The following is a 15,086-nucleotide window of genomic DNA, read 5'->3' as shown; positions in this document are numbered from 1 at the left end:
TGATTGCTGCGAGAACTGGAACGGATTGGCCGTTTAAAAAAACTGCTTACATTGCATATTGCAGTGCGAGGTCGAAACCAAGCACGACCATCGAACAGAAAATTCCGAGTAGCAGATTCCCCGCACGATGCGCGACGTCATGATGTTTCGTTAGCATGGCCGCTGCCATGAACGCAATCTCGACCACGACCTGCATCAAGAAAACCGCCAGCATGAGCGCGAATTCGTAACTCATCGCGCTGAAGTCCGTGAAGTTGAGACCATGAACCGCGACCCACGAACCTACACGCCAAAGCTCATATACCGCTAATACCAACGGGAACAGATAACTGAACACGTAGGTCGGCATTGTTGCATGACGCAATTCCACGTGGAAATGACGAGTTGTTTGCATCTGGCTCTCCTTGATCCTGGCTTGCCGCCGGCGTTGTTGCCGGCTAGGTTAAACCTAATGAGTATTCCAAAGCGGCTTCGCTGACTTCGTCATCTACTTACTAATTAAGACGGAGACATGAACGTCGTGCTTTGAGAATAGGCCAAATTCAGAAGAAGCGAATCATCGTATTCCCCATGTCCTTGCCTCATATGGCGCAGGCGTTCGACATGTTGCAACGCAGCTTAATAAAGCACCTACAGACGTGTTTTCACTGCTGCATTTTATTCAGGCATCCTCGTTACTGTACAACTTGATGATCGCGGAGAAGTCGAGCCCGCCCAAGCCCTGCATGCTCATCGATTGATAAAGCTGTTGAGCGAGCGCGCCGAGCAGCACTGGTTGTTTCACCTGACGCGCTGCATCAACCGCGAGTCCCAAATCCTTGAGCATCAGATCCGCGCCGAACCCCCCGGTATACCCGCGTGACGACGGCGCGTTCGGCAGCACGTTGGGGTAGGGATTACACGTATCGACGCTCCAGCAACGTCCGGTCGATGTATTGATGATGCTGGCGAGCTTGTTCGGATCGATTCCAAGCGATGCCCCGAGTTGCATGGCTTCGGCCACGCCGATCATCGAAATACCGAGCAGCAGGTTATTGCAGATTTTCGCGATTTGTCCGGTGCCCGTTTCACCGCACTGCACCATGTTCTTGCCCATGCCCGCGAGTACCGGCTTGAGCGTTTCGAACAACCCGGCATTTGCGCCGACCATGAACGTGAGCGTGCCGGCTTGTGCGCCGACCGTACCGCCGGACACGGGGGCATCGGCGAACGGATTGCCTTGGGCTGTCGCGCTCTCTCCGATCTGGCGGGCAGTTGCTGGATCGATGGTGCTGCTGTCCACCAGCGGCACGCCTGGACGCACGCCGGCAAGCACGCCGTCCTTGTTCAAATACACTGCCCTGACGTGCGCGGCGGCCGGCAGCATGGTGATCACCACCTCGGCGTCGCGAGCCGCTTCAAGCGGCGATACGGCGGTCCGCGCGCCGGCGCCGACCGCTGCCTGCAAAGTAGTCTCCGATAAATCGAACACCGTCAGCGAATGCCCCGCTTTCAGCAAATTGGCGGCCATGGGACCACCCATGTTGCCGAGCCCGATAAAACCGATATTCATAGCAAGTCTCCTGATTATTGTTCTGCGGGCAATGCTTAGCGAAGCGAAATAGTCGTGTTCACGCCGTCATTGACGGTGGCGTCGTCGAACCAGCGCGACGTAACCGTTTTTGTTTGCGTATAGAACTGCACGACTTGCTTGCCATAGGGGCCGAGATCGCCAAGCTTCGATCCGCGCGAACCCGTGAAGCTGAAGTACGGGACCGGAACTGGAATTGGGATGTTGATGCCGACCTGACCCACGTCGATCTCGCTCTGGAACTTGCGCGCCGCCGCGCCGCTCTGCGTGAAGAGGCCGACGCCGTTGCCCATCGGATTGCGGTTGACGAGCGCAATGGCGTCGTCGAGCGTGGCTGCTTCCAGCACGCAAATTACCGGGCCGAAGATTTCCTGCTTGTAGATAGTCATGTCGGTCGTGACATCGGAGAAAACCGTCGGGCCGATAAAGTTGCCCTTTTCATAGCCCTTCACCTCCACGCCGCGTCCATCCAGCGACAAGGTTGCGCCCTCGCCCACGCCTGTCTCGATCAAGCCGAGAATGCGCTCCTTCGCCGCGCGCGAAACCACGGGCCCGACGTCCGTATTCGCTTCCGTGCCGCCGTTGATGGACAGGCCTCGCGCGCGCTCGACCAGGTCCGGCAACCAGTCCTTCGATGCCCCGACAAACACCACCACCGACGTCGCCATGCAACGCTGTCCCGCCGCGCCAAAACCCGCACCGGCGAGTGCGTTGAGCGTTTGCTCCTTGTTTGCATCGGGCAGCACGACCGCATGATTCTTCGCGCCCATCATGGCCTGCACGCGCTTGCCGTGCTGGCTGCCGAGGTTGTACACGTGCGTGCCAACATGCGTTGATCCAACGAACGATATCGCCTTGATGTCGGGATGCGTGCAGATGGCATCGACCACATCCTTGCCGCCGTGAACCACGTTCAGCACGCCCGCCGGAACGCCGGCTTCGAGCGCGAGTTCCACGAGTTCCATGGTCGAAAGCGGATCTTGTTCCGAAGGCTTCAGCACGAAGGTATTGCCGCAGACGATCGCCATGGGGAACATCCAGAGCGGGATCATGGCGGGGAAATTGAACGGCGTGATGCCGGCGCATACGCCTATGGGCTGACGCAACGTGTACGTGTCCACGCCGCCTGCCACGTTCTCCGAAAATTCCCCTTGCTGCAACGTGCCGATGGAGCAGGCATGCTCGACCACTTCAAGGCCGCGAAAGATATCGCCCTCGGCATCGGCCAGTGTTTTGCCTTGCTCGGCCGTCAGCGTCTGCGCGATGCGTTTCATGTTCTGGCGCACGAGGTCCTGGAACTTCAGCATCACCCGCATGCGCACGCCGAGCGATGTCAGCCGCCACGTCTTGAACGCATTGGCCGCCGATGCCACGGCGGCATCGACTTCGTCGTTTGTCGCGAACGGCACGCGCCCGACGACTTCCTGCGTCGCCGGATTGACGATGTCGCGCCACTCCTTCGTGTTCGATTCCACGAACTTGCCGTCGATCAACAACTTGGCCGTGCGTGTGGATGCGGTGTGTTCGGCGAGCGCCGGGCGGTCAGCAGCGGTATTCATGTAGGAGTCTCCTTGAGGAACGGACGTGGAAGCGGAGACGCGGACCGTTGCAGGGGGTAAACCCGTGCAGATCGCCCAAGCGAAACATCGTCTCCGTTTATTTGAATTTAGCCGGTTCGAGGAAAGAATCCGCGAACCGATAGCCTTCAGTATAGTTATGCAAATCTCTACGAAGTATCGATAGAAATACCCATCCGACATGCAAAAAAGCGCGCCGCCGAGTGCCAGCAATCTGCACAACCTCAACTGGGACGACTTGCGCTATTTCCTCGAAGTCGCGCGGACGCAGCGTGCGAGCGGCGCGGCCAAGCGTCTAGGCGTGGATTACACGACCGTTGCGCGCCGCGTGCGTGCGCTCGAAGATGCGCTAGGCACCCTTCTCTTCGATAAATCCCGCAGCGGCGGTTTCATCCTCACCGCCGAAGGCCAGCGCCTGCTCGCCTATGTCGATGCCATGGAAACCACCGTCCAGTCCGCGACCGAACACATCGCGAATTCGGGGCATGCGCTGTCCGGGCACGTGCGCGTGGGATGCACCGAAGGCTTCGGCTGTTTTTTCCTCGCGCCGCAACTCGCGCGCTTTCAGGACATGCACAGGCAGATCTCCATCGACCTGTTGCCGGTGCCGCACTTCGTGAGCTTGTCCAAGCGCGAAGCCGATATTGCGGTGACCCTCGAGCGCCCCGAACACGGCCAGACCGTCTACACCAAACTCTGCGACTATCGCTTGCGTCTCTACGCCACGCGCGAATATCTCGAACAACATGAACCCGTGCATCGAGTCGAAGATTTGAGGACGCATCGTTTCGCGAGCTATATCGATGACCTCGCTTTCAGCTACGAACTTCTCTATCTCGATCGCGCCATTCCGGGCGCTGTTTCCAACTGGCGAAGCACGAGCGTGATCGCGCAATATCACGCCGCGTTGCAAGGGCGCGCGCTCGCCATCCTGCCGTGTTTCATGGCGGCCCAGGACACGCGCCTCGAAGCCGTACTCGCCGATGAGATCGTCGTCACGCGTGCGTTTTATCTCTCCTGCCGCGAAGATTTGCGCAAACTGAAACGCATCACGGCGGTGTGGGACTTCCTGCGCACAGTGGCCGAACTGAACCATCCACTGCTCATGGGAGAGACCCGTGAAATGCTTTGGAGCGAAACAGCGCGGCCGTGAATTTCGCATTTGTTCAGCAACCCTTATATATGAGATACGCATTCGGATAACTGGCGCATAATCGTCCGCCCATAAAGCCTTTCGCCGTAGCCCCGCTGCGGCGTTTTCACATGGACGTGACTTTCATTTATCTCAATTTCAACACTCGAACACGCGCCAGTGTTTCTGTTTCGATGAGCGTTTTCTCTTCGTTGCGCGCATCGCGCCAGGTACGCTGATGGCCTTCGTCATCTGGTCGCGCAGGACCATGTCGCATCAGCGTGTGCGGTTCGTCGAAGCACGCACGGTTCGCACGATGGTGATCATCGCCGTCATCGCGATGATCCTTGCTGCGCTCGCGCTCGGCATTGCAATCGGCGCAGCAATGGGCAACACCCACGCGACCGAAGAAAAAGCGCAGGCCGAGCGCCGTTCCTATGAAATCGATGAGCTCGGCAAGATCAGCGCAACGCTGACTCATCTCGAACCGCGTGTGGGTCAGCTCGTCACGCAAGTCAACGAACTTCAGGACTTCGAAGCGCAGTTGAAGGCCTCACGGCGCGCCGCCGACCGTCCAGATATTCATCTCGTGCCGCCGCTGCCGGATAACGACGACGAATCGCCACTCGATAGCGCCGGCGGCCCGTACTTGCCGCCGCGCCGCTCGCCTGGAAGCGCCGCTGCGAGTCCTCCGCGCCCGGCGTCGCGATCCGCACCCGCAAGCGCAGCCGCAGCTACGGACGCCGAAGGCGGTCCCGCACTGCCAGCACGGCTTTGCGATGCCCAGCGCGCCACACAAACTGGCTCGGCGCCGCAACGCCTGCGCCGCACTCAAAACGCGCTCGACTGCCTCGATTCAACGCTGAACAAACTCGATAACGCCGTCCTCGCGCATTACGCCTCGTATATGGCGTTTCCCGGCCGGCAACCCGCGCCGGCCGCGCGCTTTGGCTCGCCGTTCGGCAATCGCATCGATCCGTTCAATCAGCACCTGAGTTTTCATCCGGGAATGGATCTCGTCGCGCCGACCGGAACGCCTATTTACGCGAGTGCCGGCGGCCGGGTGATCCAGGCTGGACCGCATGGCGGTTATGGCAATGCCATCGATATCCAGCACAGCACCGGCATGGTGACGCGCTACGGACATACGTCGAAGATATTCGTCAAACCCGGCGATCTCGTGATGCCCGGCCAGAAGATCGGCGAGATCGGTTCCACCGGCCGCTCGACAGGACCGCACTTGCACTTTGAAGTGATCGTCGACGGAACCCAGGTCAATCCCAAGCACTATCTCGCGCTCTTCAAGCCGACTCCCAATGCCGCAAGCTGATAAACGCCGGGCGACGCATCGCCTCACGCGCCGGACCTATTCACTGACATCGCGCCGGGGCCCGAGCTGGCCGATGATCATGCTCGGCCTGCTGGCCGCTGCCTGCGCCGCCGCGGCGCTCGCGGCGGCGGGCTTTGCACTGGTGACATCGCGTGAAAACAGCAAGAAAGCCGACGCCTTGTGCGCACCGCCCATGTCCGAGCGTGAAATTCGCGAGCAGCTCTCGAAGGCGCGCATCGCACTCGATCACGAGGTCGCGACGCGGCTCGTATTGCAACAACAGGCAACCGATAGTGCCGCCGAGATTCACCAGATGCGTACCGATCTGGCGTTCATCAAAAAACAACGGGACAAATCCAACTAACGCACGCACTGGCTCACGCAGTGTGCGCGGCCAGTATCAATATCGAAATTGCAATTCAGACTAGAAAGGGGTCATCCATGTTCAAGGCAAAAAAAACTACCGGCGTCAGCCAGGCGAAACTGGCCACGCTGATTGCACATGATGTGCAGATCGCAGGCAATCTCGAATTCAGCGACGGGCTGCGCATGGACGGCCATGTGAAGGGCAACGTGACCGGCCGGGCAGGCGAGCAGACGCTGCTGGTGGTCAGCGACCAGGGATCGATCACGGGCAACGTTGTTGCTTATGACATCGTGATCAACGGGACTATTACCGGCGACGTGACCGTGGAGCATTTCGTGGAGCTGCAATCGAACGCGCACGTGAACGGCAACATTTATTATCAGCAGTTGCGCATGGATGTGGGCGCATCGGTGGAAGGCAAACTCACCAAGCGCGACAACTCCCTGGCGCCGGTCGAGACGCCCCGGCTCAGTTCCGACATGACATCGGATTATTCGAACAGCTAGGCTTCGCTTTTACAGGCCGGCACCGGAGCCGGCCGCCGGATGAACGCCCCGCCCGAGGCACGTTCGCAAATCCGCTAAGATTCACGGATGTTCCGGCGCCGGCCGCGCCACGCGTTCAGTATTCAACGCGGGCGGGCCGCGCCGGTTTCGTTACCGTGAGACAAGGGCAGACTACATGCTGGTCAATTGCGCGGCTTATCAAGATGGCCGCAAGCTCGCCGATGTCCCCATCGACGATATCTCCGCCTACCGCGATGTCCCCGACTGCTTCGTGTGGGTTGCGCTGAAAGATCCCGGTCCCGGCGAACTCGCGCACATGACGCACCAGTTCGGGTTGCATGAGCTCGCGGTGGAAGATGCCCAGCACGGCCATCAGCGCCCGAAGATCGAGGAATACACGGACTCGCTTTTTTGCGTGCTCCACACGGTCGAACTCGATGCCGACAACGAACTTGTGGTTGGCGAGATCAACGTGTTCGTTGGCGAAAACTATGTATTGTCCGTGCGAAACCGGACCAGCCAGGGCTTCCAGGAGGTGCGCAAGCGCTGTGAGCGCGAACCGCATCTGCTCAAACATGGGCCCGCATTCGTGATGTACGCGTTGATCGATAACGTCGTCGACCGCTATTTCCCCATTCTGGAAGCGCTAGGTTCGGAACTCGATGAACTCGAAGAGCGTATTTTCGATCGCAACGGTTCTGCGGCGTCGCGGGTAATCATCGAAGATCTGTATTCGTTGAAACGCCGTCTGGTCCTGCTGCAGCATCACACTGCGCCGTTGCTGGAAGCGGTCAGCAAGCTTTATGGCGGCCGGGCGCCGGGCGTATGCAGCGGCATGCAGGACTATTTCCGCGATGTCTACGACCATTTGCAGCGCATTGTGAAGACCATCGAGGGACGCCGGGAAATGATCGTCACAGCCATTCAGGTCAATCTGGGTCTGATTTCGCTGGCGGAAAGCGAAGTTACCAAGCGCTTGGGGTCATTTGCTGCGCTTTTTGCGGTTCCCACCATGATTGCCGGCATCTACGGAATGAATTTTCACAAGATTCCAGAACTCGACTGGTCTTACGGTTATCCGGCTTGCATCACGGTCATGCTGCTGGTGGACATCTTCCTTTACTGGCGGTTCCGGAAGGCGGGCTGGCTATAACGGTATAATGGTGTTTTCGATGCCGGTAGAAGGTGGCGCGACGTGATCCCGAAAGCGGGCAAGCCGCTCAGCTTCAAAACCGCGTCAGCGTTGCAGCATCGAGAGGCGGGGCCCCGGCGACAGCGGAACTTTTTTCTGATTTGCTGTCTAAACTACATAGTGCGCTTCGGCGCAGCGTGTTCGCCACGGCAGCAGCGATCCTCCTGGCATCTCGGCACAGTATTTCGCTGAATGTCATCGCCCCGGCAGTGCAGGCTTCGCATCGAAAACGCGGCCCGGCACTCGTCTTCAGAGTCTTCAAAGTTTAAACAGCAGCGACGTCGGCGGATGGCTTAGTCCATGCGTTATATCGTGTATGACCTTCGATATTGCGTGCGTTACCCCGGCGTTCTTCGACACCTACAGCCCGGCGAACGGCTGCACTCTGTGCGCGCCGTCCGCTATTTTTTGCTCGTAACCGCTGATCGACTGCGAGTGCCAAGGCGCCGCAACCGGCTGCAAGCAAGGGTTCACGCATCGAATGCACAATTTCGAGGCGCGGGCGGGCGCAATACAGGAATTCACGAAATATGAAAGAACTGGTCAAGCCGCTCAAGACGTACAAGGGTTACGAAATTCATCCGCTGATCTACCCGCGCGGAGCACGCCAAGGCGCGGCGGTACGTGCAGCGGATACCGGTTATGAAGCATCGGTGCGTATCTGCCGCGCGCCGCCAGCAGGTGAGGAAGCCACGGGCGAAAGCCGTGTGTTCCGCATCGAGCAGGATGGAAGTTTTGAAAACGGCGGACAGGCTCGTCGGGCCTGCTTGTTGCATGCGGAAAAATTGATCGACGGACAGATCGACGGCCAGACTGTTGCAGATCTGTGACTATCGGTGATTGTTAAGCGATAAAAGGAATCGCGGTTGCGTGCTTCTCTCGCATACAATCGCATCGAACGAAGAATTTAGGAGCTTTATATGGCGAAAGAAGAGTTACTCGAGCTGGACGGCATTGTTGATGAAGTGCTTCCCGACAGCCGCTACCGCGTGACGCTGGATAACGGCGTGGTCGTGGGCGCGTATGCATCGGGCCGCATGCGCAAGAATCACATCCGGATTCTTGCCGGAGACCGCGTGACACTGGAATTGTCGGTATATGACCTGACAAAGGGCCGGATCAACTTCCGGCACAAGGACGAGCGCGCCACTGGCGGCGGCGGACCGCGTCCGCAAATGCGTCGCCGTTAATACCGGACTTCCTGAGGTAAGGCACGCATCCATGCGCGCCGTGGATTTCCTGTAAAACCGCACCAACGCCGAGAGCAAGGCTTCGTCGGCGCCGCCGCTGGATGCTGTCAATCAGCATCGCGTGGCGCCGATGTCGCTCTCCTGTTCAACAACGCAACTACCGCTTCCGGGCCGCGAGCAAACCGTTCACGCCTACTGCGAAGCCGTCTGCGTCGTTTGTTGAAGATACAAACGTCGCGCTTCCCTGCACCTGCGCCGACGCCTGCCCCATCACAATCGACACGCCCGCTACATCGAACATGGCGACGTCGTTCTGCATATCCCCGAGCACCGCCACGTTTTCGAGCGCCACGCCAGACAGCTGCGCGAGTTCGCGAATGCCCTCACCCTTGTTTGCAAGCGGATGCGTGATGTCGAGATAGTAGCTTTGCGAACGCATGGCAGTCGCACGCCCTTTCAGCGTTCCGGCAAACTCGGTTTCCTTGCGTTCGAGCAACGCTGCGTCCTTGGTCGACGCCACGATCTTCTCCACCGAATTCAGGTCGATATCTTCGAACCGTTTCACCACGACCGCGTCGTATCCAACAGTGCGGCGCTCCAGCGGCACGTATTCACCGCCGGGATTCGTGATGTACCACGCGTCGTCGATGAACACCCACGCATCGATTCCATCGCGGGCCAGGCTTTCCAGCGCGGTTTCGGCTGCATCGCGCGCGAGCCAGTGCGCATGCATGGTCTTCCAGCCGGCGGGATCGACGAGCTTGCCGCCGTTGAACGCGGCAAACGGCGTCTCGATGCCGAGTGTCTCCACGATCGTGCGCATGCCCTTGCCCGGGCGGCTGCTCGCCACCGTGAAGCGCATGCCCGCCGCGCTCAGGTTTCGCACCGCTTCTTTCGCGGGCTCACCCAGAGTTTTGTCGGTGTAAAGCAGCGTGCCATCGCAATCGGTGATCACAAGTTCGATCTTCGATAGCGCATCCAGCGCCCGATCGGGATCATTCTGCGAACGTTTGGTGAGATTCAAACCCTTCGGAATCATTCGAATGTCCCCGGCGGCAATTGACGCGTTTCGCGCACCGAACGCGGATGCCAGAGACGCGCGCCGCCCTCGATGCCCGCTTCGTTCGACACCACTTTCACGTTACCCGGCAACTCGAATTTAAGATTGGCCGCGTTGCCGCCGCCGATCCAGAGCCGGTCGTAGTTCACGAGCGAACTCAGAATGCCGATGACTTTTTCCACACGCCGATTCCAGCGCTTGTTGCCCGCCTTATCGCGTGCGGCGTTGCCCAGATATTCGTCGTAAGTCTTGTTTTTGCTGACCGGATGGTGCGCGAGTTCAAGGTGAGGCATCAACTCGCCATCGCGGAAAAGCGCGGTGCCGGCGCCCGTGCCGAGCGTCAGCACAAGCTCAAGTCCTTTCCCTTCGATAGCCGCCAGTCCCTGCATTTCGGCGTCGTTGATGATGCGTACCGGCAAGTGATGGCCGAGTCGATCCGAGAGCATTTGTGCGAGCGGGATGTTGTGCCAGCTTTCGTTGCCGAGGTTCGGTGCGGTCAGCACATGGTTGTCGCGCACCACGCCCGGAAAGCCGATCGATATATGCGTGGCCGGAAGCGGCTGGACCAGCGGCTCGACCAGCTTTACCAGCGTGTCCACCAGCAATTCCGGCGGACACGGATGCGGCGTCGGGACCTTCAGGCGCTCGGTTTTCATGTTGCCGTGCGCATCGATGATGGCCGCCTTCAGGCCCGTGCCGCCCACGTCGATGGCGAGAATGCGTTCTGCAGCTGACGTTCGTTTAGCAGATTTACTTGCTGTTTTCCTTGCTGCCGTCCCCATCAGGTTTCTCCTCAGTTCTTGTCGTCGTGATTGGCGTTCTTCGTATGTTCGTCGGCAAGCGGGCGCCATGTACGGCCATCGGCTTGCAACAGCGCGTCGGCTTCCTTCGGACCCGCGCTGCCGGCCTCGTAGCCGTGAACCGGCAACGGACCGCCTTCGGGATGCAGCACGGCCTCGACCGCCGCCCAGCTCGTCTCAATGCTGTCCGCGCGCTGGAACAGCGTTTCGTCGCCGAGCATGCAGTCGTAGAGCAGCGTTTCGTAGCCTACGTTGGGTTTTTCATCGAAGAAATCGCCGTACTTGAACGACGATTTCACTGCCCCGACCTGCATCACCGGACCGGGCACCTTCACGTTGAAGTCGAAGGTCGTACCGTGTTCCGGATCGATGCGCAACGTCAGCACGTTCGGCACCAGCGTATCCACCGGCGTGTCGCGAAACAGCAGGAACGGCACGGCTTTCAGTTGCACCGATATCTCCGTGCGCCGCGCCGTCATGCGCTTGCCCGTGCGCAAGTAGAACGGCACGCCGGCCCAGCGCCAGTTCTCGACAAACACCCGCGCCGCCGCGTACGTCTCGGTCTGGCTATCGGGCGCGACGTCTTTTTCCTCACGATAACCCGGCACGCTCGCCGACTTTTCGTACTGCCCGAGCACGACGTCGCTGGCTTTCAGCGGCTGAATGGCGTCGAAGATCTCGGCTTTCTTGTCGCGGACGGCTTCGGCATCGAACGAATTCGGCGGTTCCATGGCGACCATGCCGAGCAACTGGAACAAGTGGTTAGGGACCATGTCGCGAAACGCGCCGGTTTGCTCATAAAATCCGCCGCGCCCTTCGACGCCGATGGTTTCCGCCGCCGTGATCTGGACGTGATCGATATATTCACGCCGGAAGATCGGCTCGAACAACGCGTTGGCGAAGCGCACTGCAAGAATGCTCTGAACGGTGTCCTTGCCGAGAAAATGATCGATGCGATAAATCTGATTCTCGCCCGCGAACTTGAGAATGCTCTCGTTAAGGTCCTTCGCCGATGCGTAGTCATGCCCAAACGGTTTTTCAATGACCACGCGCCGGAACGCCTGATCGTTTTCCTTCAGTAATCCGGCACGTCCAAGCCGCTCGACGATGGGTTTGAAGAAGCGCGAGCTGACAGCGAGATAAAAAATGACATTTCCGCTCTCACCCAAAGTCTGCTTTAGCTTGTTGAATACGTCATCCGTCTCGAACTCGCCGGCAACATACTCGAGGCGGTCCGCGACCCACTTCCAGGCCTGTTCGTTGAGCTGGGATGTATGAAAGGCGCCGGCTTTGTCGGCGGCGAATTTCTTGAGGGATTCGGTCAGCTGGTCACGCCAGACGCTGGTTTCCAGTTCGCCGTGATTGACGCCGATGATTTTCATCTTGTCGTCGAGCAGACCGTCCGACGAGAGGTTGTACAGTGCCGGCATCAAGAGCCGCTTGGTCAGGTCGCCGGCAGCGCCGAAGATCACGAGCGTGCATGGCGGGGCGGGATGTTTGCCGGGAACCGGCGGGGAGGAAAAAGCTGTAGCGAGTGGGGTCGACATAGGGTTCTTTAAAAGAAGAGTTGAACGCACTGCCTATTAAAGACCATGTTAGCCGTCTCACAGTTCAAAATCGTGACCAAACGGCGGGCTTATGCTCGCCGCCGTATGCAATATGTAAACAAGGGCGGTCTGTGCCGTAGAATAACGGCACGTCTCAACGGCACGCCCGGCCTAGTTTTTCCCTCATCAGGGCAGGAGTTCCACACATGATTCAGACAGTATCGCCAGCGCAGCTTGCCGCTTATTTCGACCGTATCGGCTACACCGGCCCGCATGAAGCGAGCGGCGAAACGCTGCGCGCGTTGCACCGGCTGCATCCTCAAGCCATCCCGTTCGAGAACATCGACACGCTACTTGGGCTCACGCCGCGGCTCGACCTCGAATCGGTATTTGCGAAGCTGGTGAGCGCGCGGCGCGGCGGTTATTGCTTTGAACATAACCTATTGTTTCGCGCGGTGCTCGAGACCATCGGCTTCGAAACGACCGGGCTTGCGGCGCGCGTGCTTTGGGCAGATCCGGATGCCATGCTGCCGCGTACGCACATGATGTTGCTAGTCGAAACGCCGGACGAAACATGGCTCGCCGATGTCGGTTTCGGCAGCATGACGCTCACCGCGCCTCTGGTGTTCGACAACGGCCGCGAACAGGCCACGCCGCACGAAACCTTCCGCCTCGATCTGATCGAGCACGGCGATTTCAAGCTGCTGGTGAAGCTCGGCGATACGTGGAAGCCCATCTACCGATTCGATCTCGAACCGCAGGTGCCCGCCGATTACGCCATGGCAAACCAATACGTCTCCACATTCCCTGACTCCGTCTTCGTCAAGCACCTGATCGTGGCGCGCGTGGTTCCGGGGCAGCGCCGAACCTTGTTCGACCGGACGCTGACGCGCCGGGGAACGGCCGAGGAGCATCGTGAACTCGCGTCTGTCGCCGAGATGCGCGGCGTACTGGAAGATACGTTCGGCCTTGCATTGCCGGCAGACGCAAAGGTCGAGAACGTGCTCGAACGTTTGGTTGCGCAATCTGCATCGGCTGCGACCTGATTCATGAACCTGATCATGAACCTGACTTGGCCGAAGCATGCGTAAAACCGCCAGGCGCGCTCACGAATCGTATCGAACGCCCGTGAGGAACGCCGTTCTCGAAAGCCGGCTGCCGCAGTGGCGCTCCACCTTCATCGTCATGATGCTGTTCGCGGCGTTCGCGACGCTGGCGGCGCGCGCGCTATGGGTTCAGGTCGTGAACCAGGACTTCTACATCGGCGAGGGGCAAAAGCGTTATCAGCGCACTCTCGAACTGACCGCCACGCGCGGGCGCATTGTCGATAGAAATGGCGCGATGCTCGCGGTCAGCCTCGCGACCTACTCGATCTGGGCAACGCCGTCGCGTTTCAGCCCGGAAACGCGGCCGGATGTTGCGCGGCTTCTCGACATGCCCGAGAAGGAACTTGCGCGCCGGTTGGGAACGGAGCGTTCGTTTGTCCTCCTCAAACGTCAGGTCGATGCCGACCAGGCAACGCGCATCGCGGAAACGGGGCTGGCGGGCGTCACGCTCGTCGCGGATACGAAACGCTTTTATCCGGAAGGGGAATCGGCGGCGCATATTGTGGGTTTTACAGATAACGAGGACAACGGCCAGGAAGGCGTCGAGCTCGCGGCCAACGACCGACTCACCGGCGAGCACGGTCAGCGCGAAGTGATTCGAGATCGGCTGGGACGCGTGGTGTCGGAGATTGGCGAAACCGAGCTGCCCGAAAACGGCGAGACGATCCATCTGACCATCGACCGGCGCATTCAGCAGCTCGCGCATACGCAACTCGCCGCCGCCATTGCAAAACACAAGGCGCGCGCGGGCAGCGTGGTCGTGCTCGACGCCAAGAACGGCGAAATCCTCGCGCTCGCCAACTATCCAACCTTCGATCCGAACGACCGCTCGCGCCTGACCGGCGACCAGTTGCGCAACCGCGCGCTCACCGACACGTTCGAACCCGGGTCGACCATCAAGCCGCTGGTCGCGGCACTTGCCATCGACATGGGACAGGTTCGGCCGGATACGCGTATCGATACATCGCCGGGCACGTTCAAGCTCGGTCCGAATACTATCCACGACACATCGAATCACGGCGTGATCACGGTGTCGGAAGCGGTGCAGATGTCGAGCAATATTGCATTGACGAAGCTTTCGCTCAAGTTGCCCGCGAAAACGATCTGGGACAAATATCGCGAATATGGGATTGGGCAGGCGCCGGAACTGACCTTCCCGGGCGCCGCAACCGGGCGCTTGCGCGCATACCAGCGCTGGCGGCCAATCGAGCAGGCGACCATGGCCTACGGTTATGGGTTGTCGCTGTCGCTTTTGCAGATTGCACAGGTTTATACGGCTTACGCGGGTACGGGCGAGTTTCGCCAGTCCACGCTCGTGCGCGGCAAGCCTGCGCCGGAGCCGGTTCAGGTCACCAAAGCCACGACGGCCGCGGCCGTGCGCGACATGCTCGAACTTGCGATGGGACCCCGTGGCACGGGACGTGCGGCAGCGGTAGAGGGTTATCGCGTGGGTGGAAAGACCGGTACGGCGCGCAAGCAGATTGGTCGAACGTACGCCGCGAACAAGTATCGTGCGTCGTTTGTCGGAATGGCGCCCATGAGCGACCCGCAAGTGATTGTCGCGGTGATGATCGATGAACCCTCGGCAGGCTCGTATTATGGCGGCACCGTGGCAGGACCGGTATTTTCAGGCGTTGTTGGCGGGACCATGCAGCTTCTGGGCGTGCCACCGGACGCGTGATGCGCTGATACGTAAATCGTAAGGCCGC

At 59.7% G+C, this 15,086-nt stretch carries 15 protein-coding genes; 9 read left to right on the top strand and 6 right to left on the bottom strand.

What is annotated here, in order from left to right; all coding sequences use genetic code 11:
* Positions 1-46 precede the first annotated feature (46 nt).
* The 3 genes from ASG35_RS26910 to ASG35_RS26900 all read right to left on the bottom strand — a co-directional run bounded on the left by ASG35_RS26910 (position 47) and on the right by ASG35_RS26900 (position 3,129).
* Positions 47-394, bottom strand: coding sequence for a hypothetical protein (locus ASG35_RS26910; protein WP_056364889.1), 348 nt, complete (start codon positions 392-394; stop codon positions 47-49).
* Between the two features lie 267 nt (positions 395-661).
* Positions 662-1,552 carry a 3-hydroxyisobutyrate dehydrogenase gene (mmsB, locus tag ASG35_RS26905; protein ID WP_056364886.1) on the bottom strand — a complete coding sequence of 297 codons (891 nt, stop codon included), beginning with the start codon at positions 1,550-1,552 and terminating at the stop codon, positions 662-664.
* 35 nt (positions 1,553-1,587) lie between these two features.
* Positions 1,588-3,129 carry a CoA-acylating methylmalonate-semialdehyde dehydrogenase gene (locus ASG35_RS26900; protein ID WP_056364883.1) on the bottom strand — a complete coding sequence of 514 codons (1,542 nt, stop codon included), beginning with the start codon at positions 3,127-3,129 and terminating at the stop codon, positions 1,588-1,590.
* Positions 3,130-3,328: 199 nt separating this feature from the next.
* Between ASG35_RS26900 and ASG35_RS26895 the strand changes: the two genes are divergently transcribed.
* From ASG35_RS26895 to infA, 7 genes are all read left to right on the top strand, one after another.
* A complete protein-coding gene (locus ASG35_RS26895; protein ID WP_056364882.1) occupies positions 3,329-4,300 on the top strand; it encodes a LysR family transcriptional regulator in 972 nt (323 codons plus the stop codon).
* Between the two features lie 217 nt (positions 4,301-4,517).
* Complete coding sequence (locus ASG35_RS26890; RefSeq protein WP_056364879.1) at positions 4,518-5,609, top strand: M23 family metallopeptidase; 1,092 nt, start codon at positions 4,518-4,520, stop codon at positions 5,607-5,609.
* Entirely contained in the window at positions 5,596-5,973 is a 378-nt protein-coding gene (locus ASG35_RS26885) for a hypothetical protein (RefSeq protein ID WP_056364876.1), read from the top strand. Before ASG35_RS26890 ends, ASG35_RS26885 begins: the two co-directional genes overlap by 14 nt.
* Positions 5,974-6,050: 77 nt before the next feature.
* Entirely contained in the window at positions 6,051-6,482 is a 432-nt protein-coding gene (locus ASG35_RS26880) for a bactofilin family protein (protein WP_056364872.1), read from the top strand.
* Between the two features lie 175 nt (positions 6,483-6,657).
* Positions 6,658-7,635 (top strand): magnesium/cobalt transporter CorA, encoded by a 978-nt coding sequence (gene corA / locus ASG35_RS26875; RefSeq protein WP_056364868.1) that lies wholly within the window; start codon positions 6,658-6,660, stop codon positions 7,633-7,635.
* 578 nt (positions 7,636-8,213) lie between these two features.
* Positions 8,214-8,504, top strand: a complete 291-nt coding sequence (locus ASG35_RS26870; protein ID WP_200945793.1) for a hypothetical protein — start codon at positions 8,214-8,216, stop codon at positions 8,502-8,504.
* 90 nt (positions 8,505-8,594) lie between these two features.
* A complete protein-coding gene (gene infA / locus ASG35_RS26865; RefSeq protein ID WP_050382773.1) occupies positions 8,595-8,864 on the top strand; it encodes a translation initiation factor IF-1 in 270 nt (89 codons plus the stop codon).
* 157 nt (positions 8,865-9,021) lie between these two features.
* Here infA and ASG35_RS26860 read toward each other — a convergent pair whose 3' ends face one another.
* From ASG35_RS26860 to zwf, 3 genes are read right to left on the bottom strand one after another with little or no spacing between them, the layout of a single operon-like run.
* The gene (locus ASG35_RS26860) at positions 9,022-9,903 is read right to left on the bottom strand and encodes a Cof-type HAD-IIB family hydrolase (protein WP_056364860.1); all 882 of its coding nucleotides are present in this window, start codon (positions 9,901-9,903) and stop codon (positions 9,022-9,024) included.
* Positions 9,900-10,706: an ROK family protein gene (locus tag ASG35_RS26855; RefSeq protein ID WP_056364857.1), complete on the bottom strand. Its 807-nt coding sequence runs from the start codon at positions 10,704-10,706 to the stop codon at positions 9,900-9,902. Before ASG35_RS26855 ends, ASG35_RS26860 begins: the two co-directional genes overlap by 4 nt.
* A gap of 11 nt (positions 10,707-10,717) precedes the next feature.
* Positions 10,718-12,271 (bottom strand): glucose-6-phosphate dehydrogenase, encoded by a 1,554-nt coding sequence (zwf, locus tag ASG35_RS26850; RefSeq protein WP_056364855.1) that lies wholly within the window; start codon positions 12,269-12,271, stop codon positions 10,718-10,720.
* Between the two features lie 206 nt (positions 12,272-12,477).
* Here zwf and ASG35_RS26845 point away from each other — a divergent pair, with 206 nt between their 5' ends.
* Together ASG35_RS26845 and ASG35_RS26840 are read left to right on the top strand one after the other, a co-directional pair.
* A complete protein-coding gene (locus tag ASG35_RS26845) occupies positions 12,478-13,317 on the top strand; it encodes an arylamine N-acetyltransferase family protein (RefSeq protein ID WP_056364851.1) in 840 nt (279 codons plus the stop codon).
* A 37-nt stretch (positions 13,318-13,354) separates the two neighbouring features.
* Positions 13,355-15,058 (top strand): peptidoglycan D,D-transpeptidase FtsI family protein, encoded by a 1,704-nt coding sequence (locus ASG35_RS26840; RefSeq protein WP_056364848.1) that lies wholly within the window; start codon positions 13,355-13,357, stop codon positions 15,056-15,058.
* Positions 15,059-15,086 lie beyond the last annotated feature (28 nt).

This window comes from Burkholderia sp. Leaf177 (assembly GCF_001424345.1).
In the GTDB taxonomy this organism is placed as follows: Bacteria; Pseudomonadota; Gammaproteobacteria; order Burkholderiales; family Burkholderiaceae; genus Caballeronia.
The sequence above is the reverse complement of the archived record's forward strand: the minus strand, read 5'-3'. Positions and strand labels throughout refer to the sequence as shown.